The sequence below is a fragment of the Pseudomonadota bacterium genome (assembly GCA_027620075.1).
Lineage (GTDB): Bacteria > Pseudomonadota > Alphaproteobacteria > Rickettsiales > UBA6187 > 1-14-0-20-39-49.
In genome coordinates this window covers 263,246-287,027 of the sequence record JAQCEY010000002.1, presented here as the reverse complement: position 1 = coordinate 287,027, position 23,782 = coordinate 263,246, and the positions used below count along the sequence as shown (strand labels likewise).

The 23,782-nt window shown below is 38.3% G+C and carries 22 protein-coding genes; 17 read left to right on the top strand and 5 right to left on the bottom strand.

Annotated features, from left to right (window positions below):
* Positions 1-196: 196 nt before the first annotated feature.
* The 3 genes from O2942_04440 to yaaA are packed head-to-tail and all read left to right on the top strand — an operon-like array spanning position 197 to position 2,062.
* Positions 197-1,039 carry an amidohydrolase family protein gene (locus tag O2942_04440; GenBank protein ID MDA0781498.1) on the top strand — a complete coding sequence of 281 codons (843 nt, stop codon included), beginning with the start codon at positions 197-199 and terminating at the stop codon, positions 1,037-1,039.
* Entirely contained in the window at positions 1,029-1,307 is a 279-nt protein-coding gene (locus O2942_04435) for a hypothetical protein (GenBank protein ID MDA0781497.1), read from the top strand. Before O2942_04440 ends, O2942_04435 begins: the two co-directional genes overlap by 11 nt.
* A complete protein-coding gene (yaaA, locus tag O2942_04430) occupies positions 1,307-2,062 on the top strand; it encodes a peroxide stress protein YaaA (protein ID MDA0781496.1) in 756 nt (251 codons plus the stop codon). The genes O2942_04435 and yaaA overlap by 1 nt, the downstream gene beginning before the upstream one ends.
* Positions 2,063-2,071: 9 nt before the next feature.
* Here the strand turns inward: yaaA and O2942_04425 are convergent, their stop codons facing one another.
* The gene (locus O2942_04425) at positions 2,072-2,716 is read right to left on the bottom strand and encodes a hypothetical protein (GenBank protein MDA0781495.1); all 645 of its coding nucleotides are present in this window, start codon (positions 2,714-2,716) and stop codon (positions 2,072-2,074) included.
* A 158-nt stretch (positions 2,717-2,874) separates the two neighbouring features.
* On the opposite strand from O2942_04425, the gene O2942_04420 reads away from it, so the two are divergent.
* The 10 genes from O2942_04420 (at position 2,875) to O2942_04375 (ending at position 11,917) form a co-directional block, all read left to right on the top strand.
* Complete coding sequence (locus tag O2942_04420) at positions 2,875-3,657, top strand: prepilin-type N-terminal cleavage/methylation domain-containing protein (protein ID MDA0781494.1); 783 nt, start codon at positions 2,875-2,877, stop codon at positions 3,655-3,657.
* Between the two features lie 43 nt (positions 3,658-3,700).
* A complete protein-coding gene (locus O2942_04415; GenBank protein ID MDA0781493.1) occupies positions 3,701-4,294 on the top strand; it encodes a riboflavin synthase in 594 nt (197 codons plus the stop codon).
* 2 nt (positions 4,295-4,296) lie between these two features.
* Positions 4,297-5,400, top strand: a complete 1,104-nt coding sequence (ribB, locus tag O2942_04410) for a 3,4-dihydroxy-2-butanone-4-phosphate synthase (GenBank protein ID MDA0781492.1) — start codon at positions 4,297-4,299, stop codon at positions 5,398-5,400.
* 132 nt (positions 5,401-5,532) lie between these two features.
* Positions 5,533-6,474 carry an ABC transporter ATP-binding protein gene (locus tag O2942_04405; protein ID MDA0781491.1) on the top strand — a complete coding sequence of 314 codons (942 nt, stop codon included), beginning with the start codon at positions 5,533-5,535 and terminating at the stop codon, positions 6,472-6,474.
* An 11-nt stretch (positions 6,475-6,485) separates the two neighbouring features.
* On the top strand, positions 6,486-7,220 hold the full coding sequence (locus tag O2942_04400; GenBank protein MDA0781490.1) for an ABC transporter permease subunit: 735 nt from the start codon (positions 6,486-6,488) through the stop codon (positions 7,218-7,220).
* A gap of 7 nt (positions 7,221-7,227) precedes the next feature.
* Positions 7,228-9,114 (top strand): Gldg family protein, encoded by a 1,887-nt coding sequence (locus O2942_04395; protein MDA0781489.1) that lies wholly within the window; start codon positions 7,228-7,230, stop codon positions 9,112-9,114.
* A 6-nt stretch (positions 9,115-9,120) separates the two neighbouring features.
* Complete coding sequence (locus tag O2942_04390) at positions 9,121-10,182, top strand: DUF4340 domain-containing protein (GenBank protein ID MDA0781488.1); 1,062 nt, start codon at positions 9,121-9,123, stop codon at positions 10,180-10,182.
* A 4-nt stretch (positions 10,183-10,186) separates the two neighbouring features.
* A complete protein-coding gene (locus O2942_04385; protein MDA0781487.1) occupies positions 10,187-10,882 on the top strand; it encodes an epoxyqueuosine reductase QueH in 696 nt (231 codons plus the stop codon).
* A gap of 2 nt (positions 10,883-10,884) precedes the next feature.
* Positions 10,885-11,286, top strand: a complete 402-nt coding sequence (locus O2942_04380) for a YbaN family protein (GenBank protein ID MDA0781486.1) — start codon at positions 10,885-10,887, stop codon at positions 11,284-11,286.
* Positions 11,287-11,290: 4 nt separating this feature from the next.
* A complete protein-coding gene (locus tag O2942_04375; GenBank protein ID MDA0781485.1) occupies positions 11,291-11,917 on the top strand; it encodes an LON peptidase substrate-binding domain-containing protein in 627 nt (208 codons plus the stop codon).
* 53 nt (positions 11,918-11,970) lie between these two features.
* Here O2942_04375 and O2942_04370 read toward each other — a convergent pair whose 3' ends face one another.
* Positions 11,971-12,669: a calcium-binding protein gene (locus O2942_04370; protein ID MDA0781484.1), complete on the bottom strand. Its 699-nt coding sequence runs from the start codon at positions 12,667-12,669 to the stop codon at positions 11,971-11,973.
* A 218-nt stretch (positions 12,670-12,887) separates the two neighbouring features.
* Positions 12,888-13,481, bottom strand: coding sequence for a DoxX family protein (locus O2942_04365; GenBank protein MDA0781483.1), 594 nt, complete (start codon positions 13,479-13,481; stop codon positions 12,888-12,890).
* A gap of 222 nt (positions 13,482-13,703) precedes the next feature.
* Here O2942_04365 and O2942_04360 point away from each other — a divergent pair, with 222 nt between their 5' ends.
* Positions 13,704-13,973: a hypothetical protein gene (locus tag O2942_04360; GenBank protein ID MDA0781482.1), complete on the top strand. Its 270-nt coding sequence runs from the start codon at positions 13,704-13,706 to the stop codon at positions 13,971-13,973.
* Here O2942_04360 and O2942_04355 read toward each other — a convergent pair.
* Positions 13,970-14,887, bottom strand: coding sequence for a DMT family transporter (locus tag O2942_04355; GenBank protein ID MDA0781481.1), 918 nt, complete (start codon positions 14,885-14,887; stop codon positions 13,970-13,972). The two genes, O2942_04360 and O2942_04355, sit on opposite strands and share 4 nt — an antisense overlap.
* 51 nt (positions 14,888-14,938) lie before the next feature.
* Entirely contained in the window at positions 14,939-16,843 is a 1,905-nt protein-coding gene (gene dxs / locus O2942_04350) for a 1-deoxy-D-xylulose-5-phosphate synthase (protein MDA0781480.1), read from the bottom strand.
* Positions 16,844-17,148: 305 nt separating this feature from the next.
* On the opposite strand from dxs, the gene O2942_04345 reads away from it, so the two are divergent.
* The 3 genes from O2942_04345 to O2942_04335 all read left to right on the top strand — a co-directional run bounded on the left by O2942_04345 (position 17,149) and on the right by O2942_04335 (position 23,748).
* Positions 17,149-17,445 (top strand): VirB3 family type IV secretion system protein, encoded by a 297-nt coding sequence (locus O2942_04345; GenBank protein MDA0781479.1) that lies wholly within the window; start codon positions 17,149-17,151, stop codon positions 17,443-17,445.
* Positions 17,446-17,620: 175 nt separating this feature from the next.
* Positions 17,621-20,020, top strand: coding sequence for a VirB4 family type IV secretion/conjugal transfer ATPase (locus tag O2942_04340; protein MDA0781478.1), 2,400 nt, complete (start codon positions 17,621-17,623; stop codon positions 20,018-20,020).
* A 131-nt stretch (positions 20,021-20,151) separates the two neighbouring features.
* Positions 20,152-23,748 carry a type IV secretion system protein gene (locus tag O2942_04335; protein MDA0781477.1) on the top strand — a complete coding sequence of 1,199 codons (3,597 nt, stop codon included), beginning with the start codon at positions 20,152-20,154 and terminating at the stop codon, positions 23,746-23,748.
* Positions 23,749-23,782: the final 34 nt, after the last annotated feature.

Below are 23,782 nucleotides of genomic sequence, written 5' to 3'. Positions count from 1 at the left end.
GGCAGTATATACTTTGTATATAAACACTAGGCAAGAACATGTTGTTGTGCAACGCAACAGCTTTTTGTAGGTTTTTTTGCCATTTTCAATCTAGTTTAGGTTGTAAAATGATGCTTTTCATGGAAAAAACATGTATAAAATATTTTTAATATGATAAAAAAATATAACTAATTTTTTAATAAACGGAGGATTTTTCATGAACTGGATAGATACACATGTTCATCTATTTGCACAAAATGATAACAATGACGGAATACCTACATTACAGCCGCAAAATTCATTGAACACTCCGGAGATTTATTTCAATGAGTTAAAAGGCAATTCCCCCGAATCTGTTGTTGTTGTAGATTTTAGTATGTCAAAAAACTCGCAACATGTAATCAGTGCATTGGACGAACTGAAAAAGAACGGCAAAAAAGCCGCAGGTGTAATAAAGGGTGATTTGAATAATGAAAATACATTAAAATGGATAAAAAGAGATGATGTAAAGGGAATAAGGCTTTACGCAAAAGATTCCACGCCTGATATTTCGAGCGAACAATGGCAAAGTTTTTTAAAAATAATCGAAGCAGAGGGAAAGCATGTCCTGATATTCGGAACATGCGGATATATAGTTGAACTTATTAAACAAATCCCCAAGGGAATCACTATACTTATCGACCATCTGGGCTTGCCTAAGCTTGGCGAGGACGATATCAATTTCAGGCGGCTACTTGAAATATCAAAGTTACGTAACAATATATACTTCAAAGGTCCGGGTTACAGAACCAGTATTGACGCAGATAAGGTAAAGCCGATTATAAGGCAAATCGTAGAATCGGTCGGGCATGATAAGTTAATACTAGGTGCGAGCGATGCTCCGTTTGCAGGTCCGGTACTCGAATCAACGCCTGAATATGCAGGGAAAAAATATTGCGAGTTTATGAATTATAATAACGTATTATCTTTTATAAAAGAAATATCCGAATATGCTTGCACTAATGATTCGGAAAAACAGAAGGTTTTATACGGCAACGCAAAGGAAATATATGGCTTTTAGTCAGAAAAAAGCAATTATAATCGAACAAATTAAATCCAATTTAAAATTTGTATTGGTAGGCGTGGCTGTTCTGGCTTTTTTGACCTTTGGGTTTATAGTGGCTATAGGGGTAATAACGCTACTCATAATAGCAATACCCATCTTGCGTGTTTGGAATACGTACAAAATGAATAAAGCCCGAAATAATAGCGATAAATCCCGTGACATTGACGACTTTATTGATGTTGATTACGAAATTATCGAACATACGAAAAAGCGGAAAAAATAATGCTCGTTTTATTATCACCCTCCAAATCAATGGATTTTGCAACGGCTGTAAAAGGTGAATATACAACTCCGGATTTTATAGAAAATTCCTGTGAGCTTATAAAGACATTACGAGGATTATCAAAAGAAGAAATAAGCTCTTTAATGAGCCTGAGTCACAAATTAACCGAACTCAACCACCTACGGTACAAAGAATTTACTACTCCTTTTACAAAAGATAACGCAAAACAGGCGGCATATGCTTTTAAAGGCGATGTATATGACGGGTTGGAATTTGAAAAATTAGATAACCAAAATGTAAAATTCGCCCAAAAGCACTTGCGGATATTATCGGGATTATACGGCTTTTTAAGACCGCTTGACCTGATGCAGCCATATCGTCTGGAAATGGGGACGAAGTTACGGAATAACAAGGGTAAGAACCTATACGAATTTTGGGGTAATAAAATCACTGAAAAAATTAATGAATGTGAAAATGAGCTTATAGTTAACCTTGCATCTAACGAATATTTCAAGTCGGTAAAGCCTAAACTTCTAAAAGCTAAAATTATAAGCCCTGCATTTAAGGACTATAAAAACGGTCAGTATAAAATGATTATGGTCTACGCCAAAAAGGCGAGGGGGCTTATGGCACGTTACATAATCGAGAACCAAATAACAAACGCCGATGACCTTATAAAATTTAACTATGAAGGTTATGCTTACAATAAATCATTGTCAAAAGATGCCGAACCGGTTTTTACACGGAAACCTTAAATATTAAAATCAACGGGCGAACCCTATATTGTAAACTGTTGTAGGCTCTTCCGCAAAAGTTACTTTTTTGGCATGTGTTGAAGTTTTCTTGCTTTCAAACATGTCTGCAAACTTTTTTTCATTACTTACAGGTGAGCCTTGTTCTAATGAGATACCCGAATTTGATATTCGAAGACCGATAGGATAATTTTGTCTTAGTTGTTTAACTCCCCTGAGTAAATCCCTTTTAGAATTATCATATTCCTTAGTGTCTTCTTTCGAATTTAAAAAATTATCTAATAACTCTTTCGCTTCATCTTTAATGCTGTCGGCTTTTTTAAGACGGCTTTTATCAAGATCCTCACGCATACGAGTTATCTCGGAATTTTGCCCTGATGAAGATGACGGGAGTTCACTTGGAAATGAATTAGAGAATAAAGCTTCATAAACTTTGCCGGAATCAATATTTAATTCGTGAGCCGTATCTAATTGTTCGCTTAAATTCTTAAAATTTTTACTGCTTAATTCTGCTGCGGTATTGGAATAATAAGTCCGGGCGGTAAGCTGCATTCCTTGTAATAACCTGCTTTTTCTATCGTCCTCAACCATTTGAGTGTGATGTTTTGTAATATTCTTATAAGAGTTATTAAAAAAATCTATCATATCAACTGCCATTCCACATGTCCTTTATTTTAATTAACTAGATTTGTAGATAAATAAAAAAATAATAAGCATATGTAAAGATTTTTTTTGAGATTGTTCTATGAAATTTCACTTTATAAGTTATATATACTATAATAGTATTTGGCGGTTACAATATCGGGGGGATAATTATGCGAAGATATTCAAAAGGTTTTACGTTAGTTGAGCTTTCAATAGTTCTGGTTATAATATCTTTGCTGGTAGCCGGAACCTTGGCAGGAAAGCACTTAATCGAGTCATCGGAACTGAAAGCTTTGATAGTAAATGTTAATGAGTATAAAGCGGCTATAAAGCAGTTTGAACTAAGATATGACGGTTTGCCGGGAGATATTTCCGATGCTGAAGATTATTGGGGGGCGGTAGAATCTGCCAACGGTGATAATGACGGGGTGATAGATACGGATTTCTTGGACGGTACGGGCTTAACAACAAGTGATGAGCCTTTTCAGGCGGTAAAGCAGCTTGCACTTGCGGATATGATAACTTTAAGCGTGAATTTAAACGGAGTTTGGGGAACCGGTTTTGTTGAAGCTACTGCCGCTGTTGCCGGTAATGTTCCCAGTACCTCTGTAGATGAGGTTTTATTATATGTCAGATGTTGCAGTGCTTCCGATGATGATACGGTGACGGCTGACTTTAATAATCACGTAGGGATTTTTTCTATACATTCGGATAACAGATACAGGGCGGGAGCTATTACACCAATTGAGGCAAAAGGCATAGATGAAAAAATGGATGACGGCTTGCCTGATTTCGGGTTTGTATCGGCAGGTGCAAGTTGGGACGGATCTAATTATGACACTAAAACCCCTTGTTATACGGGAACCGGTACAGCTTCGGTTTATCAAAGTGCCAATGCAGCATTTAAAGATGCAAAAGGTTGTCAGATGATGTTTGCATACGATTGGGATTAGTTGTATATTATTTCCGACAATTTACAAACTAGTCGGAAAAATAATGTTTACCGGAATAATAACAGATATAGGTAGTATAGTTTCACTTGATAAAAAAGGTGAACTACTTGCCCGTATTAAAACTTCATATAATATTGATTCTATAGATATCGGTGCGTCTATTGCACATAACGGCGTATGCCTTACCGTAATATCTAAAAAAAACGATACTTATTGTGTGGAAATATCTGATGAGACCGTGTCCTGTACCGATATTGCCGATTGGAAAGAGGGCGATAAAGTAAATCTTGAAAGAGCTTTAAAAGTAGGTGATGAGCTTGGCGGTCATATAGTATCGGGGCATGTTGACGGATTGGCTGAAATAATAAGTATAAAAAAGGTTAATGATTCGCATGAAATAGTGCTAAAAGCACCACGGGAGTTAAAATATTTTATAGCTTCAAAAGGTTCTGTGACGCTCAACGGGGTATCTTTAACCGTTAATAAGGTTGATGATAATAAATTTTATATTAATATAATTCCGCATACGTGGGAGTTTACAAATTTTAATAGCTTTAAAGCAGGGCAAAAGATTAATCTTGAAATAGATACTTTAGCCCGCTATGTAGCAAGGTTAAATGAACAAAAGAATATATAGATATGCCTAAAAAATTTCTGTCCCCTATTGAGGATATTATTGAAGATGCCAAACAAGGCAAGATGTTTATCCTTGTTGATGATGAAGACAGGGAAAATGAGGGCGACCTTGTAATTCCCGCACAAATGGCTAACAAGGAAGCTATTAACTTCATGGCAAAGTACGGGCGTGGGTTAATTTGCTTAACGCTGACAAAAAACAGGATAGAAACTTTAGGGCTGCCTCCTATGGCAAGGCATAATAGCTGTCGCCATCAAACGGCATTTACGGTTTCTATAGAGGCAAGGGAAGGTGTGACTACGGGTATTTCCGCCGCAGACAGGGCTTGTACGATTGCTGTTGCCATAGATGAGGAAAAAACGAAGGAAGATATAGTTACTCCGGGGCATGTTTTTCCGCTAGAGGCTAGGGAAGGCGGTGTTCTAGTCCGTGCAGGGCATACCGAGGCGGCGATTGATATTGCCGTACTTGCCGGTTTAAAGCCTGCCGGAGTTATATGCGAGATAATGAACGATGACGGCACTATGGCAAGGCTACCGGATTTGATGGAGTTTGCTAAAGAACATAATCTTAAAGTTGCAACAATAGCCGATCTTATAAAATATCGCAGGCGTAATGATAAGCTTGTCAGTTGTAAACAAAAAACAAAATTTACCAGCAAGTATGGCGGTGAGTTTGATATGTATGTCTATGTAAATACGGTTGAATATGCGGAGCATATCGTTCTTGTAAAAGGTGACATCGGTAAAGAGAAGAGTGTTCCCGTGCGTATGCATGCCATGAATGTTTTGTCCGATGTATTGGGTGATACGTTTGACGACAAAAGCGGTGAGCTGCAAAAAGCTATGAAAATCATAGCAAATGAAGGTTGTGGGGTTCTGGTTCTGTTAAGAGAGCCAAATAAAACTATGGTATCGCAAATCGTAGAGAATAGGATAGGCGATAAAAAGAAAGATAATCAGGTCTTGCGAGATTATGGCATCGGTGCGCAAATATTACTTGATCTGGGTGTCAAAAAAATGAAGCTTATTACTAATTCCCGACATTCGATAATAGGTCTGGACGGATACGGTCTTGAAGTTGAAGGTACTATGTCGATTAAATAGAGTTGCTATGTTAGCCTGTTAATCAATAGTGTTTATATATGCCTTGTTATTCTATTTTTAATATCTTTTTATCTGGAAAACATTAATTTTATTTGTTATTAATGAATCATTGTTTTTAAGAGGAAAACATCAATGTCATCTTTGGTATCAGTAAAAAATCTTCATAAGGATTTTGCAGGTTTTCAAGCTGTAAAAGGTGTTTCATTTTCAGTTGAAAAGGGGCAGGTGTTGGGATTCTTAGGGCCTAACGGAGCCGGAAAAACCACTACTATGAGAATGATAACAGGATACCTTGATCCTACTTCCGGCAATGTGAAGGTTGGCGGTGTCGATGTTTTGGAAAATCCGCTAGAGGCTAAAAGGCAGATAGGGTATCTACCTGAAGGAGGGCCTATTTATGGCGATATGACTCCCGCAAGCTTCCTGCATTTTATATCAAAAATAAGGGGATTGAGTGATTATCAACGAAAGGAGCGTATGGATTTCGTTGTCGATAAGCTTGGCATAAGTGATGTTTTTTATAAAACAATCGAAACACTGTCAAAGGGATATAAAAGAAGGGTGGCGTTGGCTCAGGCTATTTTGCACGATCCGAAGGTTCTTATATTAGATGAGCCGACAGACGGTCTTGACCCCAACCAGAAATATGATGTAAGGCAATTGATACTACAGATGGCTAAAGAAAAAGCCATTGTTATATCAACCCACATATTAGAAGAGGTAGATGCCGTATGTACAAACGCTATCATTATTTCAGAGGGTGAGATAGTGGCAAGCGGTAAGCCGAAAGAACTAACGGAAAAAGATCCTGCTAATAATGCGGTTTATGTCAGGTTATATAAAGCACCTGCCGACAGCATACTAAATGATATATTGCAAATTAAAGATGTTGACAGGGTTAATGTTGAAAACAAGAACTCCGTTATTGCGTATCCCAAAAAAGGCAAGGAAATTCTTTCAAGCGTGGCTTCCGTTATGAGAAAAACCGAGGCTCCGGTTGAAACTATCTATGAAATGCCCGGAAATCTGAACGATTCCTTCAGGAACTTTACTAAATCAAGTGTGGAGAAGTAGCAGGGAAAATTATGCGAAACATTATCGCCGTATCATGTAAAGAATTAAAGGGGTATTTTGAAACACCCGTAGCTTATGTTTTTATAGTAGTATTCTTGATGCTGTCGGGTATGTTCACGTTTTATCTGGGTGGTTTTTATGATGCCGAGCAGGCGAATCTGTTAGGTTTTTTTAATTGGCATCCATGGCTATATCTGTTTTTAATACCTGCAATATCAATGAGGTTGTGGGCGGAAGAGCGTAGGTCGGGGACGATTGAGATATTGCTTACATTGCCGATATCTACCTTTGAGTCGGTAATAGGTAAATTCATAGCGGCGTGGATATTTGCAGGAATAGCATTATTTATGACCTTCCCTATGTGGCTGACCGTTAATTATCTTGGCGATCCCGATAACGGTATCATTATTATCAGTTATATAGGCAGCTTTATTATGGGAGGGGCTTTTTTAGCAGTAGGTTCCTGCATTTCTGCTATGACACAAAATCAGGTCGTGTCGTTCGTAATTAGTATAACGGTCTGTTTTTTGTTTACGGTGAGTGGGTTTCCGATAGTGCTGGATTTCTTCAGTGCATTAAATTTACCGCAGTTTGTTATAGATACCGTCAGTTCATTTAGTTTTATACAGAATTTTGATGATATTTTGAAAGGTGCACTGAGTTTAAAAAATATAGTTTACTTCGTATCGTTTATAGTTTTTTGGCTGTATATAAATATCGTAGTTATTGATACAAAAAGGGCGTAGCTTAGATATGGCAATGAATAAAAAAAGAAATAAATACAGGGCTTTACCGTATGTTGTGTTGTCGGTGATATTATTTTTTGCTCTAAATGTTATAAGCTCGTTGAGTTTGAATAAGTATCAGATAGACCTTACCGAAGGCGGTATGTTTACCATATCAAAAGGTTCAAAAAACATTTTAAATGACATAGAGGAGCCTATAACATTAAGGTTTTTTTATTCAAACTCGGTAGCTAACGGAATACCTATTTTAAAGTCATATGCCGCTAGGATAAGAGGGCTTTTAGAAGATTACGCAAAATACTCCAACGGGCGTATAAAGTTTAAAATAATTGACCCTAAGCCTTTTTCCGAAGAGGAGGAACTGGCTATTTCATACGGTATAAAAGGACTGGAGATTGATAATCTGGGGACTAAGGCATATTTGGGGCTTGTTGCTTCAAATTCGGTTGATGATATTAAGGTAATACCGGTGTTCGGTATGGAAAGAGAGAAGTTCCTTGAGTATGAGATAACCAGAATAATTTATGATCTTAATAATCCGAAAAGAAAAAAAGTAGGTGTTTTAAGTAGTTTTAAGCTCGGTAGCGGACCTATGCTCGGTCTGAAAGTTTTGGGCGGAGAAAGTGACTGGCTAATCATAAGGCAAATAAAGGAAACTTTCGACATTGAAAGTATAGATGCCCAAAACACCGTAATACCTGATGATATTGATGTGTTGATGGTTGTTCAGCCTAAGGATTTCAGCGAAGATACGCTATATGCTATTGATCAGTATTTGATGAAAGGAGGAAAACTTCTTCTCTTCGCAGACCCGAATAAAGAGGGGGCGGGAACGGGTAATCCTGATGACCGGAGCTTTTCAGGTAATACCAATCAATTATTTGCCTCTTGGGGTATAAAAATAAGTGAAAGTACCGTGATAGCAGACAGGAAAGCTGCCAGAAAATTCAATAAGGGCGATAACCCTAAGGAAACATGGAATATTGTTAATTATCTTCCGTGGTTAAATTTGCGAGAGGAAAACATAAACAGGGAAGAATTGATAACCGCCTTGTTAAAATCTATCAATGTAAATTCAGTCGGTTATATAGATAGTTTGGGGTTTTTAGACGTTGATATAACGCCGTTATTAGAATCAAATCAGGAGTCTATGAAAATATCTGTAAGCCGGATAAGACCCTCAAAAGATCCTGAAGAGTTATTACGCAATTTTGTTGCAGATGAAAATAAATATACTATAGCGGCTTTGATATCGGGAAATTTAAAAACAGCGTTCCCTAAGAAGGCTTTGCGTACCGAGCATATATCGGTTTCAAGGGATAAGGTGCATATTATAGTTGTGGCGGATACCGATATATTAACGGAAGAGAACTGGGCGCAGATGCGAAATTATGACGGGCAAAAAGTGGTAAATATAATTGCCGATAATGCCTCATTCGTCATTAATTCGCTTGAGCATCTAAGCGGCACTACGGAGCTTATGAGCCTTAGGGGGAGAAGGGCTCTTAGCAGACCTTTTACAGTTGTTGAGGAGCTAAGGAGAGAATCGGAGGATAAGTTTGTTGAAAAGCAGGAGGAGCTTAACCGAAAATTAGCCGACACGGAGAAAAAACTTTCAGACTTGCAGAATATGGCACGTGAAAATATTCAAAACAGCTATCAATATAAAAGACAGCAGGAACTGGAAATTAGCAAGTTCAGCCAAGAAATGGAAAAGATAAAGAGAGAAACAAGGCGGTTGAAAGGCGAGCTTAGGAAGAATATCGAAAGTTTAGGCGGTACTTTGAAGTTTATAAATATCTGGTTGATGCCGATTTTAATAACTTGTTTTGCGGTGTTTATTTTTATGATAAAAAGCTCATCTACAAAAAAGAAATATAAAAAGAACAATTAGTTTGTTATGGCAAAAAAAGCAGTAAAGAAAAAGAATGATAAAAAATTATTAATATTAGCATCGCTTACATTAACGGTGTTGGCTTATATGTTTTATATTGTAAGCGATAAGTCGGTCGATGAGTATGAAAAACCAAGGCTTTTCTTTATTGAGGAGCTTCAGGGGAAGGCTGATGATGTTGCCACGATAGTTATATATAATAAAGATAACCGGATAACTATTCGCAAAAGGGGTGGAAAATGGGTAATCGAGAAAATGTACGATTATGTTGTCGATGAAGCCATTATTAATAAACTTATAGTAAATGTTCAAGAGCTTAAGGTAGTTGAAAAGAAAACAGATAATCCTAAGCGTTTCGAAGATTTAGGGGTGTTGGAAGAAATAAAAGAGGACTATATGGTAAGAGTAGTTATGTCCGATGCAACGGAAGATATTGTTTATGCCGATTTTATAAGAGGGAAGCAAAGGGCGTTCGGTAAACTTAATAATGAAAATGCTATTTATGTAAGAAAAACCGATGAAAATCAGGTATGGCTAGTTAAGGGGGATTTGGACTATGATATCGGTATCAATACGTTCCTTAACAGACCTGAATATGATATTGCTAAGGAGAGGGTTATGAAAGTAACTTATACTCCGCAGCATGGTGAAGAATATGAAATAACCAGAATGATGCCTACTGTTGATTTTGATATAACCGGACCTTCCGGCAAAGAGCCTGAAAGCAAAAATCAGTTAAATAAGATGGGAGAAGTTCTTGATGAAGGCCTTACTTTGACGGCCATTCGACCTGATTCATCAGTTATTTATAATGAGAACTTCATTCAAGAGGTTAGCTATAGGACTTATGACGGTATTGATGTTATTCTAACCGTTGTGGAAAACTCAGGTGAGGGTGTGTGGGCTAAAATTTCTGCAAGGGCATATAAAAACACCGCTGAAGGTGAGGCTAAAAGGATAAATGATGCTGCAAAAGGCTGGGTTTATAAGCTTTCGGATACAACTTCGGACTTTATTTTAAAGAAACTTTCTGATATAGAGATGAAACCTAAAGAAAAGAAGAAATAATAATATGTTAGATACGGTTCCCGATACTAAGAAAATTCCATCTCACATCAGACCCCAAATTGACCTTGATGTGCCGCTTGGTGAGAAAAAAGTTTTGATACATAGCTGCTGCGCCCCGTGTTCGGGTGAGCTTATGGAGCTTATGGTAGAAAACGGCATTGAACTTACGATTTTTTTCTATAACCCTAATATTCACCCTAAAAAAGAATATGAAATACGTAAAGAGGAAAATATAAGATTTGCCGAAAAAACCGGTATTGCATTTGTTGATGCCGATTATGACGTGCAAAACTGGTTCGGTAAAGCTAAGGGTATGGAAAATGAGCCTGAAAGGGGCGTTCGGTGTACTATGTGCTTCGATATGCGTTTTGTAAAAACTGCCGAATATGCAAAAGCAAACGGCTTTAAGGTTATTACCAGTTCACTGGGCATTTCCCGTTGGAAAAATATGGATCAGATAAATGATTGCGGTCATAGGGCTGCCGCATTGTTTGAAGATGTTGTGTATTGGGATTATAACTGGAGAAAAAACGGTGGTTCCCAAAGAATGTATGATATAGCAAAGCGTGAGAAATTCTACAAACAGGAATATTGCGGTTGTATATATTCCCTGCGTGATACTAACGAATGGCGTGAAAAAAACAATAGGGAACAGATAGTTATCGGAGAAGAATTCTACGAACAAAAAATATCCGGTTAGATATGAAAACATCTGTAAAATATGCTAGTTTTTTTTCAAGACCTATAATGCTGGTTTTGGGATTTATATTCGTAGGGCTGGGGTTTATAGGTGCGATGCTGCCTTTATTACCTACCGTTCCTTTCCTTATATTAGCACTTTTTTGTTTTTCTAAAAGTTCGCAAAGGTTTCATGACTGGCTTTATAACCATAAAATGTTCGGTGATCAGCTTAAATTATGGGATAAATACAGGGTTATCCCTCCTGTTGCTAAGGTTGCATCTATCGGTTCAATGACCTTAAGTTATATATATATGCTTTTCTTCGCTAATATACCCGCAATAGGGCTTTTGTGTTCAGGGGCTATAATGCTATATGCCGCCTATTATGTTCTTACAAAGCCAAGTTATCCGCCTAACAAGTAAATATATGAAATTTCCCGATAGCTTACCTATTTTACCTGTTCGAAATAATTTACTTCTGGCCGGTGGGCAGATAGCTCAAAAGCTGATTGAGCCACGATACATAAATATGGTTCAGGACTCACTGGCATCAAAAGATAGAATGGTAGGTGTGTGCATAACCGATAGCGATAAGAAACATGGTGCAAAAGACATATTCCACAATATAGGTTGTGCGGGAAAAATCACTAAGTTCGAGGAAATGGTTGATGGTAGTTTCTTTGTAGTTTTAACCGGATATTGCCGCTTTAAACTGCTCAGGGAAGTTACGACTATGAGGCAATATAGGCGTTTTGGCGTTTCTTTTGAAGACTATGAATCTGATTTAGTAGTTAACCTTAATCCCGATATAGACAAGCCGAGCCTCATAGAACTTATAAAAAAATACGCACAAAAGAACTCAATCGCAATGGATTGGGATTTACTGCCCGATACTCCGGCTTTTAATATAGTTACATTTTTTTCTATGCATCTGCCTTTTGACGATAAACAAAAGCAGCGGCTACTTGAGGCAAATACCGTTGAAGATAGGGCTAAGAAGCTATCTTTTTTGATTAAATACATAATGGATACGCCGGACAAAGCCGGCGTATGACACATTTTTTAAATGTCATTTGCTGCAATTTGCAGCAAATCCAATAATAACTACTAGAAAATAAAATCAGTAGCACCAAGGGTATAAACTCCTGAAAGTTCAACTAAAAAGTCAACGTTAACACCTTTTATGTATGTGTTAGTACCATCGTCGCCTATAGCCAGATCCGCCATGCCGTTGATACCGAATGCAGACAGGTCGGCAAGGTCAATCTTATCTATTTGTTGCTCAAAATCCATTATAATATCATGAGCAACGGAGTTAGAATCTGTAAGTAGGTTGAAATCGAAAATGTCGGTAGCTCCATCACCTAATGCAGTTCCGTCGAAGCCGTATAATACATCGGCTCCTTCGTCGCCCATAAGTATGTCTCTTCCTTTACCTCCGACTAATCTATCAGTGTCATTGCCGCCTGATAACCTATCAGAGTCATTTCCACCGTATAATCTGTCAATGCCGTTGCCGCCGACGAGAACATCGTTTCCGTCTTCGCCTTCCAGCTCATCGCTACCTTCGCCACCGCTTAAAAAGTCACGACCGGCTCCTCCATTGAGATAGTCATCTCCTGAGCCGCCAAACGCATAGTCATCACCGTTACCGGCGTAAACTTTATCGTTATCCGCTCCGGCAAAAATCAGATCGTCATCGTCAGCAGTACGTATTAAGTCATCTCCTGAAAAAGAAACAACTAAATCAGGTCCGGCAGTTCCTGCTATTGTATCATTGCCGGCAGTTCCAAAAAATAAAGGCATAATCGAATTCCTTTTTTAAAATGTTAAAAAAATTAGCGGCATAATTTGCCGAATACAATTTTATATATTCCGCATCAAGGGGCAATTGGTTTGTTAATTTATTTAGGAATGTGGTTGCCGTTTTCTGATTAATATTATTAGATAAGTTCCTAATATATTATTTATTTATTGGTTTGATTCGTAATTTAAAAAGGTGGGGATAAAAAAATCCCCATCTTTTATGCCTCCTTGATTCCTGCAATTTCCCTGTATTTAGGGCAGCTTAAGGATTTTTTGCGGATAATATGGTCTACGGATAGCTTTCCCGGACCATTAAATACGATTACTGCCAGTAATATCATCCAATATTGGTGGATTAATCTTGCGGTTTCAGATAGGAAATCAGGATCACTTGTAAACTCTATAACCCCTGTCATTATAAGTAATACAGCCGCCGCAGGTCTTGCACCTAAACCGATTATTAACAATATAGGGCATAATATTTCTAATCCCGTTCCTAATACCGCAGCCACATTTGGTGATAATAACGGAACAGGGTGTACTTCCTCAAAAAGATAAATAGTACTATCCCATGAATATCCTTTTCCTATGTTAAGACCCAAAAAGTCCTTAGGAATCTTTAAAACCCCTGATTTTAAGAATATCCAAGCCATCCAGAATCTTATGCCTAAATTTACTAACGGACTTAAAAAATCAGCTATTTTAAGCTTAAACTCGATTAGTTTAAAAATAATAGAAAATTTAGCAATTATACCGCATTTTTTCTCGGTAGGCTTGTTATCGGATTCAATTTTTTTGGTTTTATTAGTCATTTTTATCTCGCTTGAAGGTGTTATTTATAAAGAAATTCGACATTAAGCTATCAAAAGTTACATTTTAATCGGATAAAATCAAATAAAATTGGGGGCATTTCGTTTTTGTGCAGTGCATATTGTTAGTATGTGGTTTTTGTGGTACAATATCATAGGGAGAAATATTATTTTTTATAGTATTTTTAGTTGCTTATGAAAACCTTATCGCTAATATTATGTTCGATGTCTGTATTGTTTCTTTCGTCCTGCGGCGATGATGCGGTTAGTCCTCATGAAAGAAATACTTATAATTCATATTTTATTCAATATGAGCCTGATGAGAAGAAAATATATGTCGGTACTGTAAAGGGGTTAAGCAGTTGCAAGTATATTGTGAGCGACTATTACGCCAAGCGTAGAAAATTCATAAAAGGCAAATGGGACTATATGTGTTGTTTAAAAACCGGAATAAGTAATTGTGCTGAAAAACATAGATATAAAGACGGTGATTAAGTTAGTGTTTCTCCGCTATCAATAATCGGCGGTGATTTTTTTCGCTGATGTTTTACAATATACACGCCGCTAAAGAATATAACTATCGAGCCGATTGCGGTATAAAAATCAATTATTTCCCCAAAAAAGAAGTATGCCATAATACTAATAAATATCATTCTTGTGTAATCAAACGGTAAAACCGTAGACATATCCGCTTTTGAATATGCGTGTGCTAAAGAAAACTGTGCCTGATTTGATACGAATGCCAATAAAAATAATAAAAGCAACTGGGCGGTATCGGGTGTTTGCCATTTTAATAAGGCAAGCGGTAAAGAAAGCGGAGCCATGATAATTATCATTAGATACACTATTACTTTGGGATCTTCGGTTTTTGTAAGTTTTTTGATTAGTATGTTTGATATTGACCAAAAACATGCCGCAGCTATTACCAGTAGTGATGCCGTTTGAAATGTTTCGGTACCCGGTCTTAATATTATAAGCACTCCGAAAAAGCCACATAATAACGCAATAACATTATGCTTTTTGAGTTTTTCATTAAGGTAAATAACCGCAAATGCGGTTGTAATCAGCGGAACGGTGAATGTTAGTGCCGTTACCGTTGTTATGGGGAGCTTTGCTATTGCTACAAAAATAAGCACCATTCCGGCAGTTCCGGTTATTGCCCTTGTAAAATAAAAACTTATATTTTTGCTCTTTATTTTGTGGATACCGTAGCCGTATAGCCCCGGTAGAATGCAAACCAGTGCAAAAAGACTTCTGAAAAAAACCAAGGTAAAAGGCTCCATATCAAAAGTCAGGTATTTGACAATAGAGGCCATGCATGCAAACCAGAAGCAGCCGTAAAGCATCCATAATATACCCTGAGCGTCATTACTGTGAGATTTTAAATATCCGGTTATTTGCTGTTTCATAAGTAGTATTTTATATATTTTCCAGCCAATTAATAGGACATTGCTAAAATGTTATTTAATATCTTTTAAATTGCTTTTATTCACTAAAGAAATTGCTGATTTTACTATGCCGCTAGAATTTAAGCCGGCTTTTTCGTATAAATCCTCCACTACCCCATGATCTATAAAGATGTCCGGCAGATTTAAATTTAGAACATTAGGTTTGCCTTGCAACATACTGTTGTTTATAGCTTTGTTGACTTGCGTATCCAGTCCGCCTGAGCAGCCTTCTTCAACGGTTATTATATTTTTATGAGTTTTTGCTATCTCAATGATAAGGTTTTCATCAACAGGTTTTGCAAAACGCATATCTACTATAGTTGTCGATATATCTTGTTTTTGCAGTTCTTGTGCGGCTTTTTTTACCTCTTCCAGCCTTGTTCCCAAAGATAATATCGCTATATCGGAACCTCTTTGTATTATTTTTCCCTTGCCTATCTTTACAGGTTTTATTTTTTTAGGGAAGTCTATGCCTATACCGTCGCCTCTAGGGTATCTTATTGCAGAGGGGCTATCATCTATTTGTGCGGCGGTTTTTACCATTCTTGCAAGTTCAAGTTCGTTTGAAGGAGCCATAACAACGAAATTAGGCAGGTTTGCCAGATACATTATATCAAAAGAGCCTGCGTGAGTAGCCCCGTCAGCACCGACTAACCCGGCTCTGTCTATTGCAAATCTGACAGGCAGTTTTTGAATAGCAACGTCATGTATTACTTGGTCATAAGCTCTTTGTAGAAATGTTGAATATATAGCACAAAACGGCTTTAATCCTTCGCAAGCAAGACCGGCTGCAAAGGTTACGGCATGCTGTTCGGCTATTCCCACGTCAAACATGCGGTCATTAAATTTTTCGGCAAATTTATCAAGCCCCGTGCCGCTTGGCATGGCTGCCGTAATTGCTACTATTTTTCCGTCATTTTCCGCTTCTTCAATTAATTGTTTTGCAAAAACAGACGTATATGAAGGAGCGTTTGATTTTGTTTTCTTTAAAGTTCCGGTTTTTAGGTCAAATTTTCCTACGGCATGCAATGATGGATCCTTTGCCTCAGGCATCTCGTAGCCATGACCTTTTTCGGTGACTATATGCATAAGGATAGGTCTGTTGATGCTTTTATCATTTTTAAGGTTTTTTAAAATTGCTATTAACTGTCCTAAATTATGACCGTCTACAGGCCCGACATAATAAAACCCCATTTCTTCGAAATAATTGCCTCCTACCCAGTAGTCCTTAGTATATTGCTCCGCTTTTCTAGCTACTTTTTCAATTGCGGAAGGGAGGTGGCTAACAGCTTTTTTGGCTACATTCCTTAGAGTCAAGTAAGGCTTTGATGATATAAGGCGTGATAAATAGCCGCTCATAGCACCGACCGGCGGTGCTATAGACATGTTATTGTCGTTTAATATAACGAACATTCGTGAGTGCAGGTCACCGGCGTTGTTCATTGCCTCATAAGCCATGCCGGCACTCATTGCACCATCACCGATAACAGCGATTGTTTCAAAGTTTTCACCTTTAATGTCCCTTGCAATTGACATTCCAAGTGCCGCCGATATTGATGTTGAGCTATGTCCGGCTCCAAAAGGGTCGTATTGACTTTCGGAACGCTTTGTAAATCCTGATAAACCGTTCGGTTGCCTTATGGTTTCTATCCTGTCGTTGCGATCCGTAAGTATCTTGTGCGGATAGCTTTGATGACCTACGTCCCATATTAACTTATCTTTCGGGGTTTCAAAAACATGATGAAGTGCTACGGTAAGTTCAACAACACCCAAGCCGGCACCTAAATGCCCGCCGGTTTTGGATACGCACTCAATAGTCCTTGATCTTAGCTCCTGTGCAAGCGTTTCAAGCTCTTTTAAGTCCATTGTGCGAATATCGCTTACATCATTTATTTTGCTTAAAATGTCGTATTGCATTGCTGTGTAGATACTTCATAGTTTTGTTGAGTCTATTGTGAAGTGCCTATGTATATAGCAAACTTGACTATGTTTCTATAAAAAATCATAAAAACATAATTTTGTATTTAAAAGAAACGGAACATCGGATATTATTTATTAAATCCTAGGTTTTTTGATGATTTGTTTATTATTTCGTGTTAAAATAAAACATTAAATAATAGAATTTAGAGTATGTAGTTTAATAAAACTTTAATAAAACTCGGTTAAAATATTAATAAGCGTAATTTAAACTTAATTAAATTTGGAATTAAAAAGTCAATGCTATGGAAACAGGTGAGTTAGAAACCGATATGTTGTTTTTGGGTCTGACAAGACCTTCAATGATATTTGGTGTGAGCTATTTGGTTGTAATGACTTACTTCCTTATCGGATGTATGGGGTTTGTGCTTACCTCGGATTTTAGATTTTTTTTCGGTATGATACCTATTCATGGCTTTGCTTATGTTTTGTCAGAAAAAGAACCGCTTTTTATGGAGCTTTTTATGGTAAAGCAGCAGAAGTGCAATAAATGTAAAAATAAATTTTATCATGGTCTTATGAATTCATATGACGTAATGTAACTTTTTTTGGGGGTGCTTGCTAGTATAGTAAAATTATTTACTTTTTTATTTGAAGCACATTTTGTTAATTAGAGGTTTGTATCCTTCATCTATACATTGTTTTTTACTAAGGATGTATCGGATGCGTATAATTTGCTGAATTGAATTATACGAATTTGTAAAAGATTGTATTTTTATGCTTAAGATTTTTAGGCAACGAACTCAGAAAGATAAATATGTAAGAAAAGAGTTCCCGGAGTCATTTTTTATTCCGTACAGATATCATTGGAATAGAAGTACCATAATGACCGAAGATGAAAGTCTTGTTCAGGTTGTAAAGCTTGGCGGATTTTCGTTTGAAACGGCAGATGATGAAGATGTCGATATTAGAAAAAATATCAGAAACCTTTTGTTTAAGGGTATCGGAGCAGGTAGGGTATCTTTATATTTTCATTTGGTGAGAAGAAGAAAGTCCACATTTCAGGTGGACGAAGGGCATAGCATGCCACCCGGATTTGCCACGTACCTTGAAGATCAATGGCGTGAAAAGCACATAAATCACCAAAGTTTTATAAATGAAATTTACATCACGATAGTTAGAAAAAGTTCAAGAAGCGGCGTTGCCGCTTTTGAAAGTATGTTCGAAAAGTTACAGCAAACCGCAGACAAAAGCCTTTGGGCTAAAACGATGTTTGAAGGTTATGAAGAACTTGATGAAATGACATCAAGATTGATCAGTACTTTTAGGGACTATAAGCCCAAAGTACTAGGTATTGTAGAAAGACGCGGAGGGGTTTACTCGGAAATACTTGAGTTTTTAGGTACTTTAGTAAATTGCGGTCAAAGTAGACCGATTCTTGTCCCTTCAACCGATATATCGAGATACTTGCCTGTAGACAGGTTATATTTCGGAAGCCGTGCTATTGAAGTGAAAACACCCAAAGGCAGTAAATTTGCAGGTATTGTCAGCATCAAAGAATATCCTTCAAGAACCTCGGCAACTATGATGGACGGTTTTTTGCAAATGCCGTTTGAATTAATCGTAAGCCAGTCATATTCGTTTTCGGATCGTACAGGTGCAATAAATAGCATGAAATTGCAACAAGGACGTATGGTAAATTCTGGTGATGTTGCGATTTCTCAGATCGAAGAAATTAATCACGCACTAGATGATGCGATGAGTGGTCGTATAGGATTCGGTCTGCATCACCTTACCGTTCTATGTATTGAAGATAATCCGAAAACATTGGAAAATGCACTTGCGATGGCAGCTACGGAGTTGGGGAATGCCGGTGCGATACCTGTTAGGGAAAGGGTTAATCTTGAACCTGCATATTGGGCTCAGTTACCGTGTAATGACGAGTTTGCAGTTAGAAAGACTACGATAAACACATTAAATTTATCGAGTCTGGCATCTTTGCATAATTTTCCAAGCGGACAAGAGCATGATAATCACTGGGGAGACCATGTTACAACTTTGGACACTACTTCAGGTACGCCGTTCTTCTTTAATTTCCATGTCAGGGACGTAGGGCATACAACTATTATCGGGCCGACCGGTGCGGGTAAAACGGTTATGATGAACTTCTTATGTGCTCAGGCAAGGAAATTCAAATGCAGAATGTTCTTCTTCGATAAAGACCGCGGAGCAGAAATATTTATCAGGGCATTAGAGGGAGTTTACACCGATATAGATCCGTCTGCCCCATGCGGCTTTAATCCGTTTGCACTTGAAGATACCGGTGAAAACCGAACGTTCCTTACGGAATTTATGAAAAGTCTGGTTTGTACTAACGGCGAGTCAATATCTGCTGATGATAGTGCAAAAATAGAAGAGGCTATCGTAGGTAACTATAAATTACACCCTAAAGACAGAATGTTAAGAAACATAGTCCCGTTCCTTGGAATGGGAGGGCCGGATTCATTATCGGGGCGTATTGCTATGTGGCACGGTCACGGCTCACACGCCAGTGTGTTTGATAATGAAAAAGATAATATTAATTTTAGCACAGACCTTATATTCGCCTTTGAAATGGCGGAGTTACTTAAGGATAAGCCTAGTCTTGGTCCGGTTCTGTTATACGTATTCCACAAAATAAACCTTTCTCTTGACGGTACTCCTTCAATGATAGTACTCGATGAGGCTTGGGCGTTAATTGATAATGAGGTATTTGCACCAAAAATCAAAGATTGGCTGAAAGTATTAAGAAAGTTAAATTGTTTTGTTATATTTGCTACTCAATCGGTTGAAGATGCTAGTAAAAGTCGTATCAGTGATACGCTTATTCAGCAGACGGCTACGCAGATATTTTTACCGAACCTTAAGGCTACAGATGTCTACAGGTCGCATTTTATGCTAAGTCAGAGAGAATTTACACTTATAAAAACAACCGATCCGGGTAGTAGGTTTTTCTTGGTAAAGCAGGGTACGGACGCTGTTGTTGCACGTATTGATCTATCGGGTATGGATAACGTTATAAACGTATTATCAGGACGTGCGGAGACGGTAATATTGCTTGATGAGATAAGAAAAGAAGTGGGTGATAATCCTGATGATTGGTTACCTGTTTTTTGGGAGAGAGTGAAACATGTATAAACACGGAATATCAGTTTAGGTAGTTGTTTATGATTAGCTGCCTTAAATTGTTTAGAGTCAAAAAATATTTATTAACATTTTTACTATTGTTGATATCTCCTTTTGTTGTGTACAATGCTATTGCACAAACTATGACTCTTGAGCAGATAAAGTCAGCTATTGACAAGCAGACAACGGGTCGTTTACCGGGGGCTAAAATAACAGGTGGTTCGGGTAATAGCGTTAATGTTGAATTTAATTTATTTGAGCCTGTCGGAATTACTTCACCCAGAGAACTTGAGATTCCCGGTCTTTTAGAGGTTCCGACATGCTATTTTTATGATTCGGACGGTGAGATAAGATATACAAACGAGTGCGATTCTACCACAACCCCTATAACCATGTTTTATACTGATGACGGTACGGAAGTTAACCCGGGTCTTATTGACGTAGCTCTTCCCGGTGTTAACATGGGAGCCGAAGAAGGTGATGTAATTACCTATAACGGCGAGGAGCTGTACGTAACAAAAAAAGGGTTTGAGTCATACCCTTATGATAGTAGTAAAATTGTTAATATTCATCTTGATGATTATAATGGCGATGGTGTTGTAAATGATTTAGATGCCGAATTTTTGCCCACTAATTCCCTAGGGGAATACTTATATCTGGAAACTCGTACGGAGTTTGATGATTTAAGCGGTACTTTACTTACTTTCCGTGGTTGCGATTGGGATATAAATGAGGGTATGGGAAGTCCCGAATATCATGAAGGTTATAATAAAGATTATGATTGTTATGACCCGAACCTTGATATCGATGCAATAAGATTAGGGTGTAGTAGCGGCGGTAACATTGACTATGTGTGTGTGTTTGATGAGTTAGAAGACTCATATAGAGGCGGTAGCCTATGCCCTTCAGGTGTGGGAGTGGAGCCTTTACTGCCTAATGAGGTTATGAGATATCCTACAAGGAAAGGGCAGCCGATATTTACCGCAACATGCGAGCCTGCCACTCAATGCGTAGAGGATCCTGCAAGTCCGGGTATGGCTTTAGATGATGGTGCGGGACGACCTGTGGTTGAGCCGATTTTTGCAGGTGATGTTGTTAATATTTATGACCCTTTGGGAGGGGGGGCGGTAGGTAGTTGTAGTCCCGTCAGGCAAGGGCAGACTAATCCGTTGGTGAGTGTCCGTGGTGATTCACGAACGGTAAATCAGGACTTGCCGTTATTTCTTCAACGCTTTTTTGATGAGTATCCCCCGAGTTTAATGGTAGACCTTCTTGATGATGCACCTAACGGAGTAGTTGAGAATGTTAGTTTATCAATAACTAATCCTATTGCCGATTTAACATTGTCCGATCCTCCTTACCAATCACTGGGTGTTACATTTGAGCTTGCCCTAGAAGGGGATTACATGTGTATATACGCATATGCAGATGACCGCCGTGTTACATGGAGGGTTGAGGCAGAGTATTTTGATAGTGGCGGTTCAATGATAGATCCCGGATTCCCGGGTACTATGCATGAAGTTCTGGATTTACTACCTGCCGTTGCAGAGGGTTCTACCGTTAGCGGTAGTACGTATGCTGAAAATATAGGTAGCGGTCATAGGCACTGTCTGAGGGCTGCTTATACGCCACAAGATTTGAGAACTTTGAATTTAACGGATATCATATCTCCGGTGTGTACCGGTTATGATGTTTTTGTTCCGGGAAGAAATATTGATTGGTCGACATCTGCTACCGGTGCTCCCCCTCCTATTACAAGTAACTGGCCTCGTCCTTTTACCGGTGTTGTAGTTGAGTGTATATATCAGACTATGAGGAACGTTTTCATACAGGATCCCGCCGAACCGGATAGACTGACGTTTTTCCAAAGTGTGCAGGATAAATTCTTTACGTTAGTAAGGTCGTTGCTGATATTATACGTTATATTCTTCGGCTATAGATTGGTTATTTCTAAAAATCCTCCTACAAGACAGGAATGCATAGTGTTCGGTATGCGTTTAGCAATAATCGTATATTTCTCCATCGGTAACGGTGTGACAGAATTGTACCCTTCGTTTAATTATATTTCAAGAGCCATGACCGTTCATGTTATGGAGGTCGGTCTGGAGTCCAGTGTTGATAACGGATATGAGTATTGCGATTTCCGTGCAGCTAGCGGGATAATATATACACCCGGTCACGAATATATGGCAATATGGGATACGATTGATTGTAAGTTGTCAAAGTATCTTGGAATAGGGGATAACTGGATTGATGTGGATAATAACGGGCTATTTGAGCCTGCACCCGGAGGACCTGATGAAATTACATGGAACCCCCAAGTTCTATGGGTAGCTGCTACTGCAGTGGTATCAACCGGTTTCGGTCTACCTATATTTATTATAACGGTGGTTGTTATATTGTTTCTAATCCTTCTCATCGTTAGAGCCGTCCATATTTATATACTGGCATTTATGGGATTAATAATGCTGTTATTTATATCGCCGTTAATTATTCCTGCGGCATTGTTCGGATATACAAGGGATATATTCTTAAAGTGGTTGCAACAGGTAATATCGTTCTTGGTTCAACCTGTAATATTATTCGGATTTTTATCATTCGCCCTTGTTGTGATAGATATTATATATTTTGGCGATAATCGCTCGTTCGTTCCTATTGCTTCGGATCCTGTGCCGATTCCATATCAAATAGAGGCATCAACAGGAACCGGGGGACAAAACGGTCAGGCTATAACTTTAGAGCAGTGCGATGATCCCGATGCAATAGGTTGTATATTCCAAGTTGCAAGGATTCATAAAATAGACGTAGCCTTTATAAGTGACCTTACCGATATTAAGTTTTATAAAGTTGCGTTAAATCAACAGGATTTAACGCTTCTGGTAGGCTTGCTAAAATTGCTGCTGGTTTGTGTGATAATAAAAGCATTACTTGGTACTGTAGAAAAATTATCATCAAAATTAACAGGTGGCGAATTACCGGGTGGCGGAACTCCTGTTATAGGCCCTGCGGCAGGACTTGCAGCTCAAGGCGGAGTTGTAAATACCGGCGTACGAAGTGTTACCACTGCATTTGCCGGCAATGCAAGGGCGTTCGAAAGATTAGGTGCTTCAAGGAGCTTGAGAGCCGGCACAGGCGGAATGTCGTTGCTTGAGACCGATATAGCCGTCAGGAATGCCGGCGGAAGAGGTGGAAGAACAGAAGATAACTCTTTGATAGGTAAGGCAATGAAAGAGAGGTTCGAAAATAATAAAGAAAAAGGATTAGTAGATATTAGCGATAGGTTAAGACCGCAAGAAGGGCGTACGGAAGAAGGAACTATGGAAAAATCTATGGCTAAAGATCAGAAAAAAGATAGAGAAGTAAGCAGGCAGGAAGAAAAAGATATATCAAGACCTAGCCCCGATAATGAAAATCTGGAACATGCAAGCAGGGCTTTAAATGAAAATAACAGACACAAAATAAAACCGGGCGATGAGCATAAGTCAAAACCAGAGCCGGTTAAAGAAACTACGGTGAAAGAAGCCGATAGGCATAGGTCGGAAGCTGTGCCTATTAAGGAAACCAAGGTTAAAGAAGGCGATGAACACAGATCCAAACCGGTAGCCGTTAAAGAAAACACGGTAAAAGCAAATCAAATAAAAGAAACTACGGTGAAAGACAATAAAATTCAGGAAAACAAACCTGCGAAGTTTACCGCTAAAAAGGAAGGCGATAGTAATAAAGGTAAAAAGGACAGTTAATAAATTTGTGTAGCGGCTATTAAAAGGGCTGTTT

Bases quoted from the DNA above. Each gene is read 5' to 3' on its own strand.
- O2942_04395 (MDA0781489.1), top strand. From the start codon at position 7,228: ATGGCAATGAATAAAAAAAGAAATAAATACAGGGCTTTACCGTATGTT.
- O2942_04355 (MDA0781481.1), bottom strand. From the start codon at position 14,887: ATGAAACAGCAAATAACCGGATATTTAAAATCTCACAGTAATGACGCT.
- ribB (MDA0781492.1), top strand. From the start codon at position 4,297: ATGCCTAAAAAATTTCTGTCCCCTATTGAGGATATTATTGAAGATGCC.
- O2942_04370 (MDA0781484.1), bottom strand. From the start codon at position 12,669: ATGCCTTTATTTTTTGGAACTGCCGGCAATGATACAATAGCAGGAACT.
- O2942_04335 (MDA0781477.1), top strand. From the start codon at position 20,152: ATGACTCTTGAGCAGATAAAGTCAGCTATTGACAAGCAGACAACGGGT.
- O2942_04360 (MDA0781482.1), top strand. From the start codon at position 13,704: ATGTCTGTATTGTTTCTTTCGTCCTGCGGCGATGATGCGGTTAGTCCT.
- O2942_04365 (MDA0781483.1), bottom strand. From the start codon at position 13,481: ATGACTAATAAAACCAAAAAAATTGAATCCGATAACAAGCCTACCGAG.
- O2942_04425 (MDA0781495.1), bottom strand. From the start codon at position 2,716: ATGGCAGTTGATATGATAGATTTTTTTAATAACTCTTATAAGAATATT.
- yaaA (MDA0781496.1), top strand. From the start codon at position 1,307: ATGCTCGTTTTATTATCACCCTCCAAATCAATGGATTTTGCAACGGCT.
- O2942_04400 (MDA0781490.1), top strand. From the start codon at position 6,486: ATGCGAAACATTATCGCCGTATCATGTAAAGAATTAAAGGGGTATTTT.
- O2942_04420 (MDA0781494.1), top strand. From the start codon at position 2,875: ATGCGAAGATATTCAAAAGGTTTTACGTTAGTTGAGCTTTCAATAGTT.
- O2942_04340 (MDA0781478.1), top strand. From the start codon at position 17,621: ATGCTTAAGATTTTTAGGCAACGAACTCAGAAAGATAAATATGTAAGA.
- O2942_04375 (MDA0781485.1), top strand. From the start codon at position 11,291: ATGAAATTTCCCGATAGCTTACCTATTTTACCTGTTCGAAATAATTTA.
- dxs (MDA0781480.1), bottom strand. From the start codon at position 16,843: ATGCAATACGACATTTTAAGCAAAATAAATGATGTAAGCGATATTCGC.
- O2942_04440 (MDA0781498.1), top strand. From the start codon at position 197: ATGAACTGGATAGATACACATGTTCATCTATTTGCACAAAATGATAAC.
- O2942_04405 (MDA0781491.1), top strand. From the start codon at position 5,533: ATGTCATCTTTGGTATCAGTAAAAAATCTTCATAAGGATTTTGCAGGT.
- O2942_04390 (MDA0781488.1), top strand. From the start codon at position 9,121: ATGGCAAAAAAAGCAGTAAAGAAAAAGAATGATAAAAAATTATTAATA.
- O2942_04380 (MDA0781486.1), top strand. From the start codon at position 10,885: ATGAAAACATCTGTAAAATATGCTAGTTTTTTTTCAAGACCTATAATG.
- O2942_04415 (MDA0781493.1), top strand. From the start codon at position 3,701: ATGTTTACCGGAATAATAACAGATATAGGTAGTATAGTTTCACTTGAT.
- O2942_04345 (MDA0781479.1), top strand. From the start codon at position 17,149: ATGGAAACAGGTGAGTTAGAAACCGATATGTTGTTTTTGGGTCTGACA.
- O2942_04385 (MDA0781487.1), top strand. From the start codon at position 10,187: ATGTTAGATACGGTTCCCGATACTAAGAAAATTCCATCTCACATCAGA.
- O2942_04435 (MDA0781497.1), top strand. From the start codon at position 1,029: ATGGCTTTTAGTCAGAAAAAAGCAATTATAATCGAACAAATTAAATCC.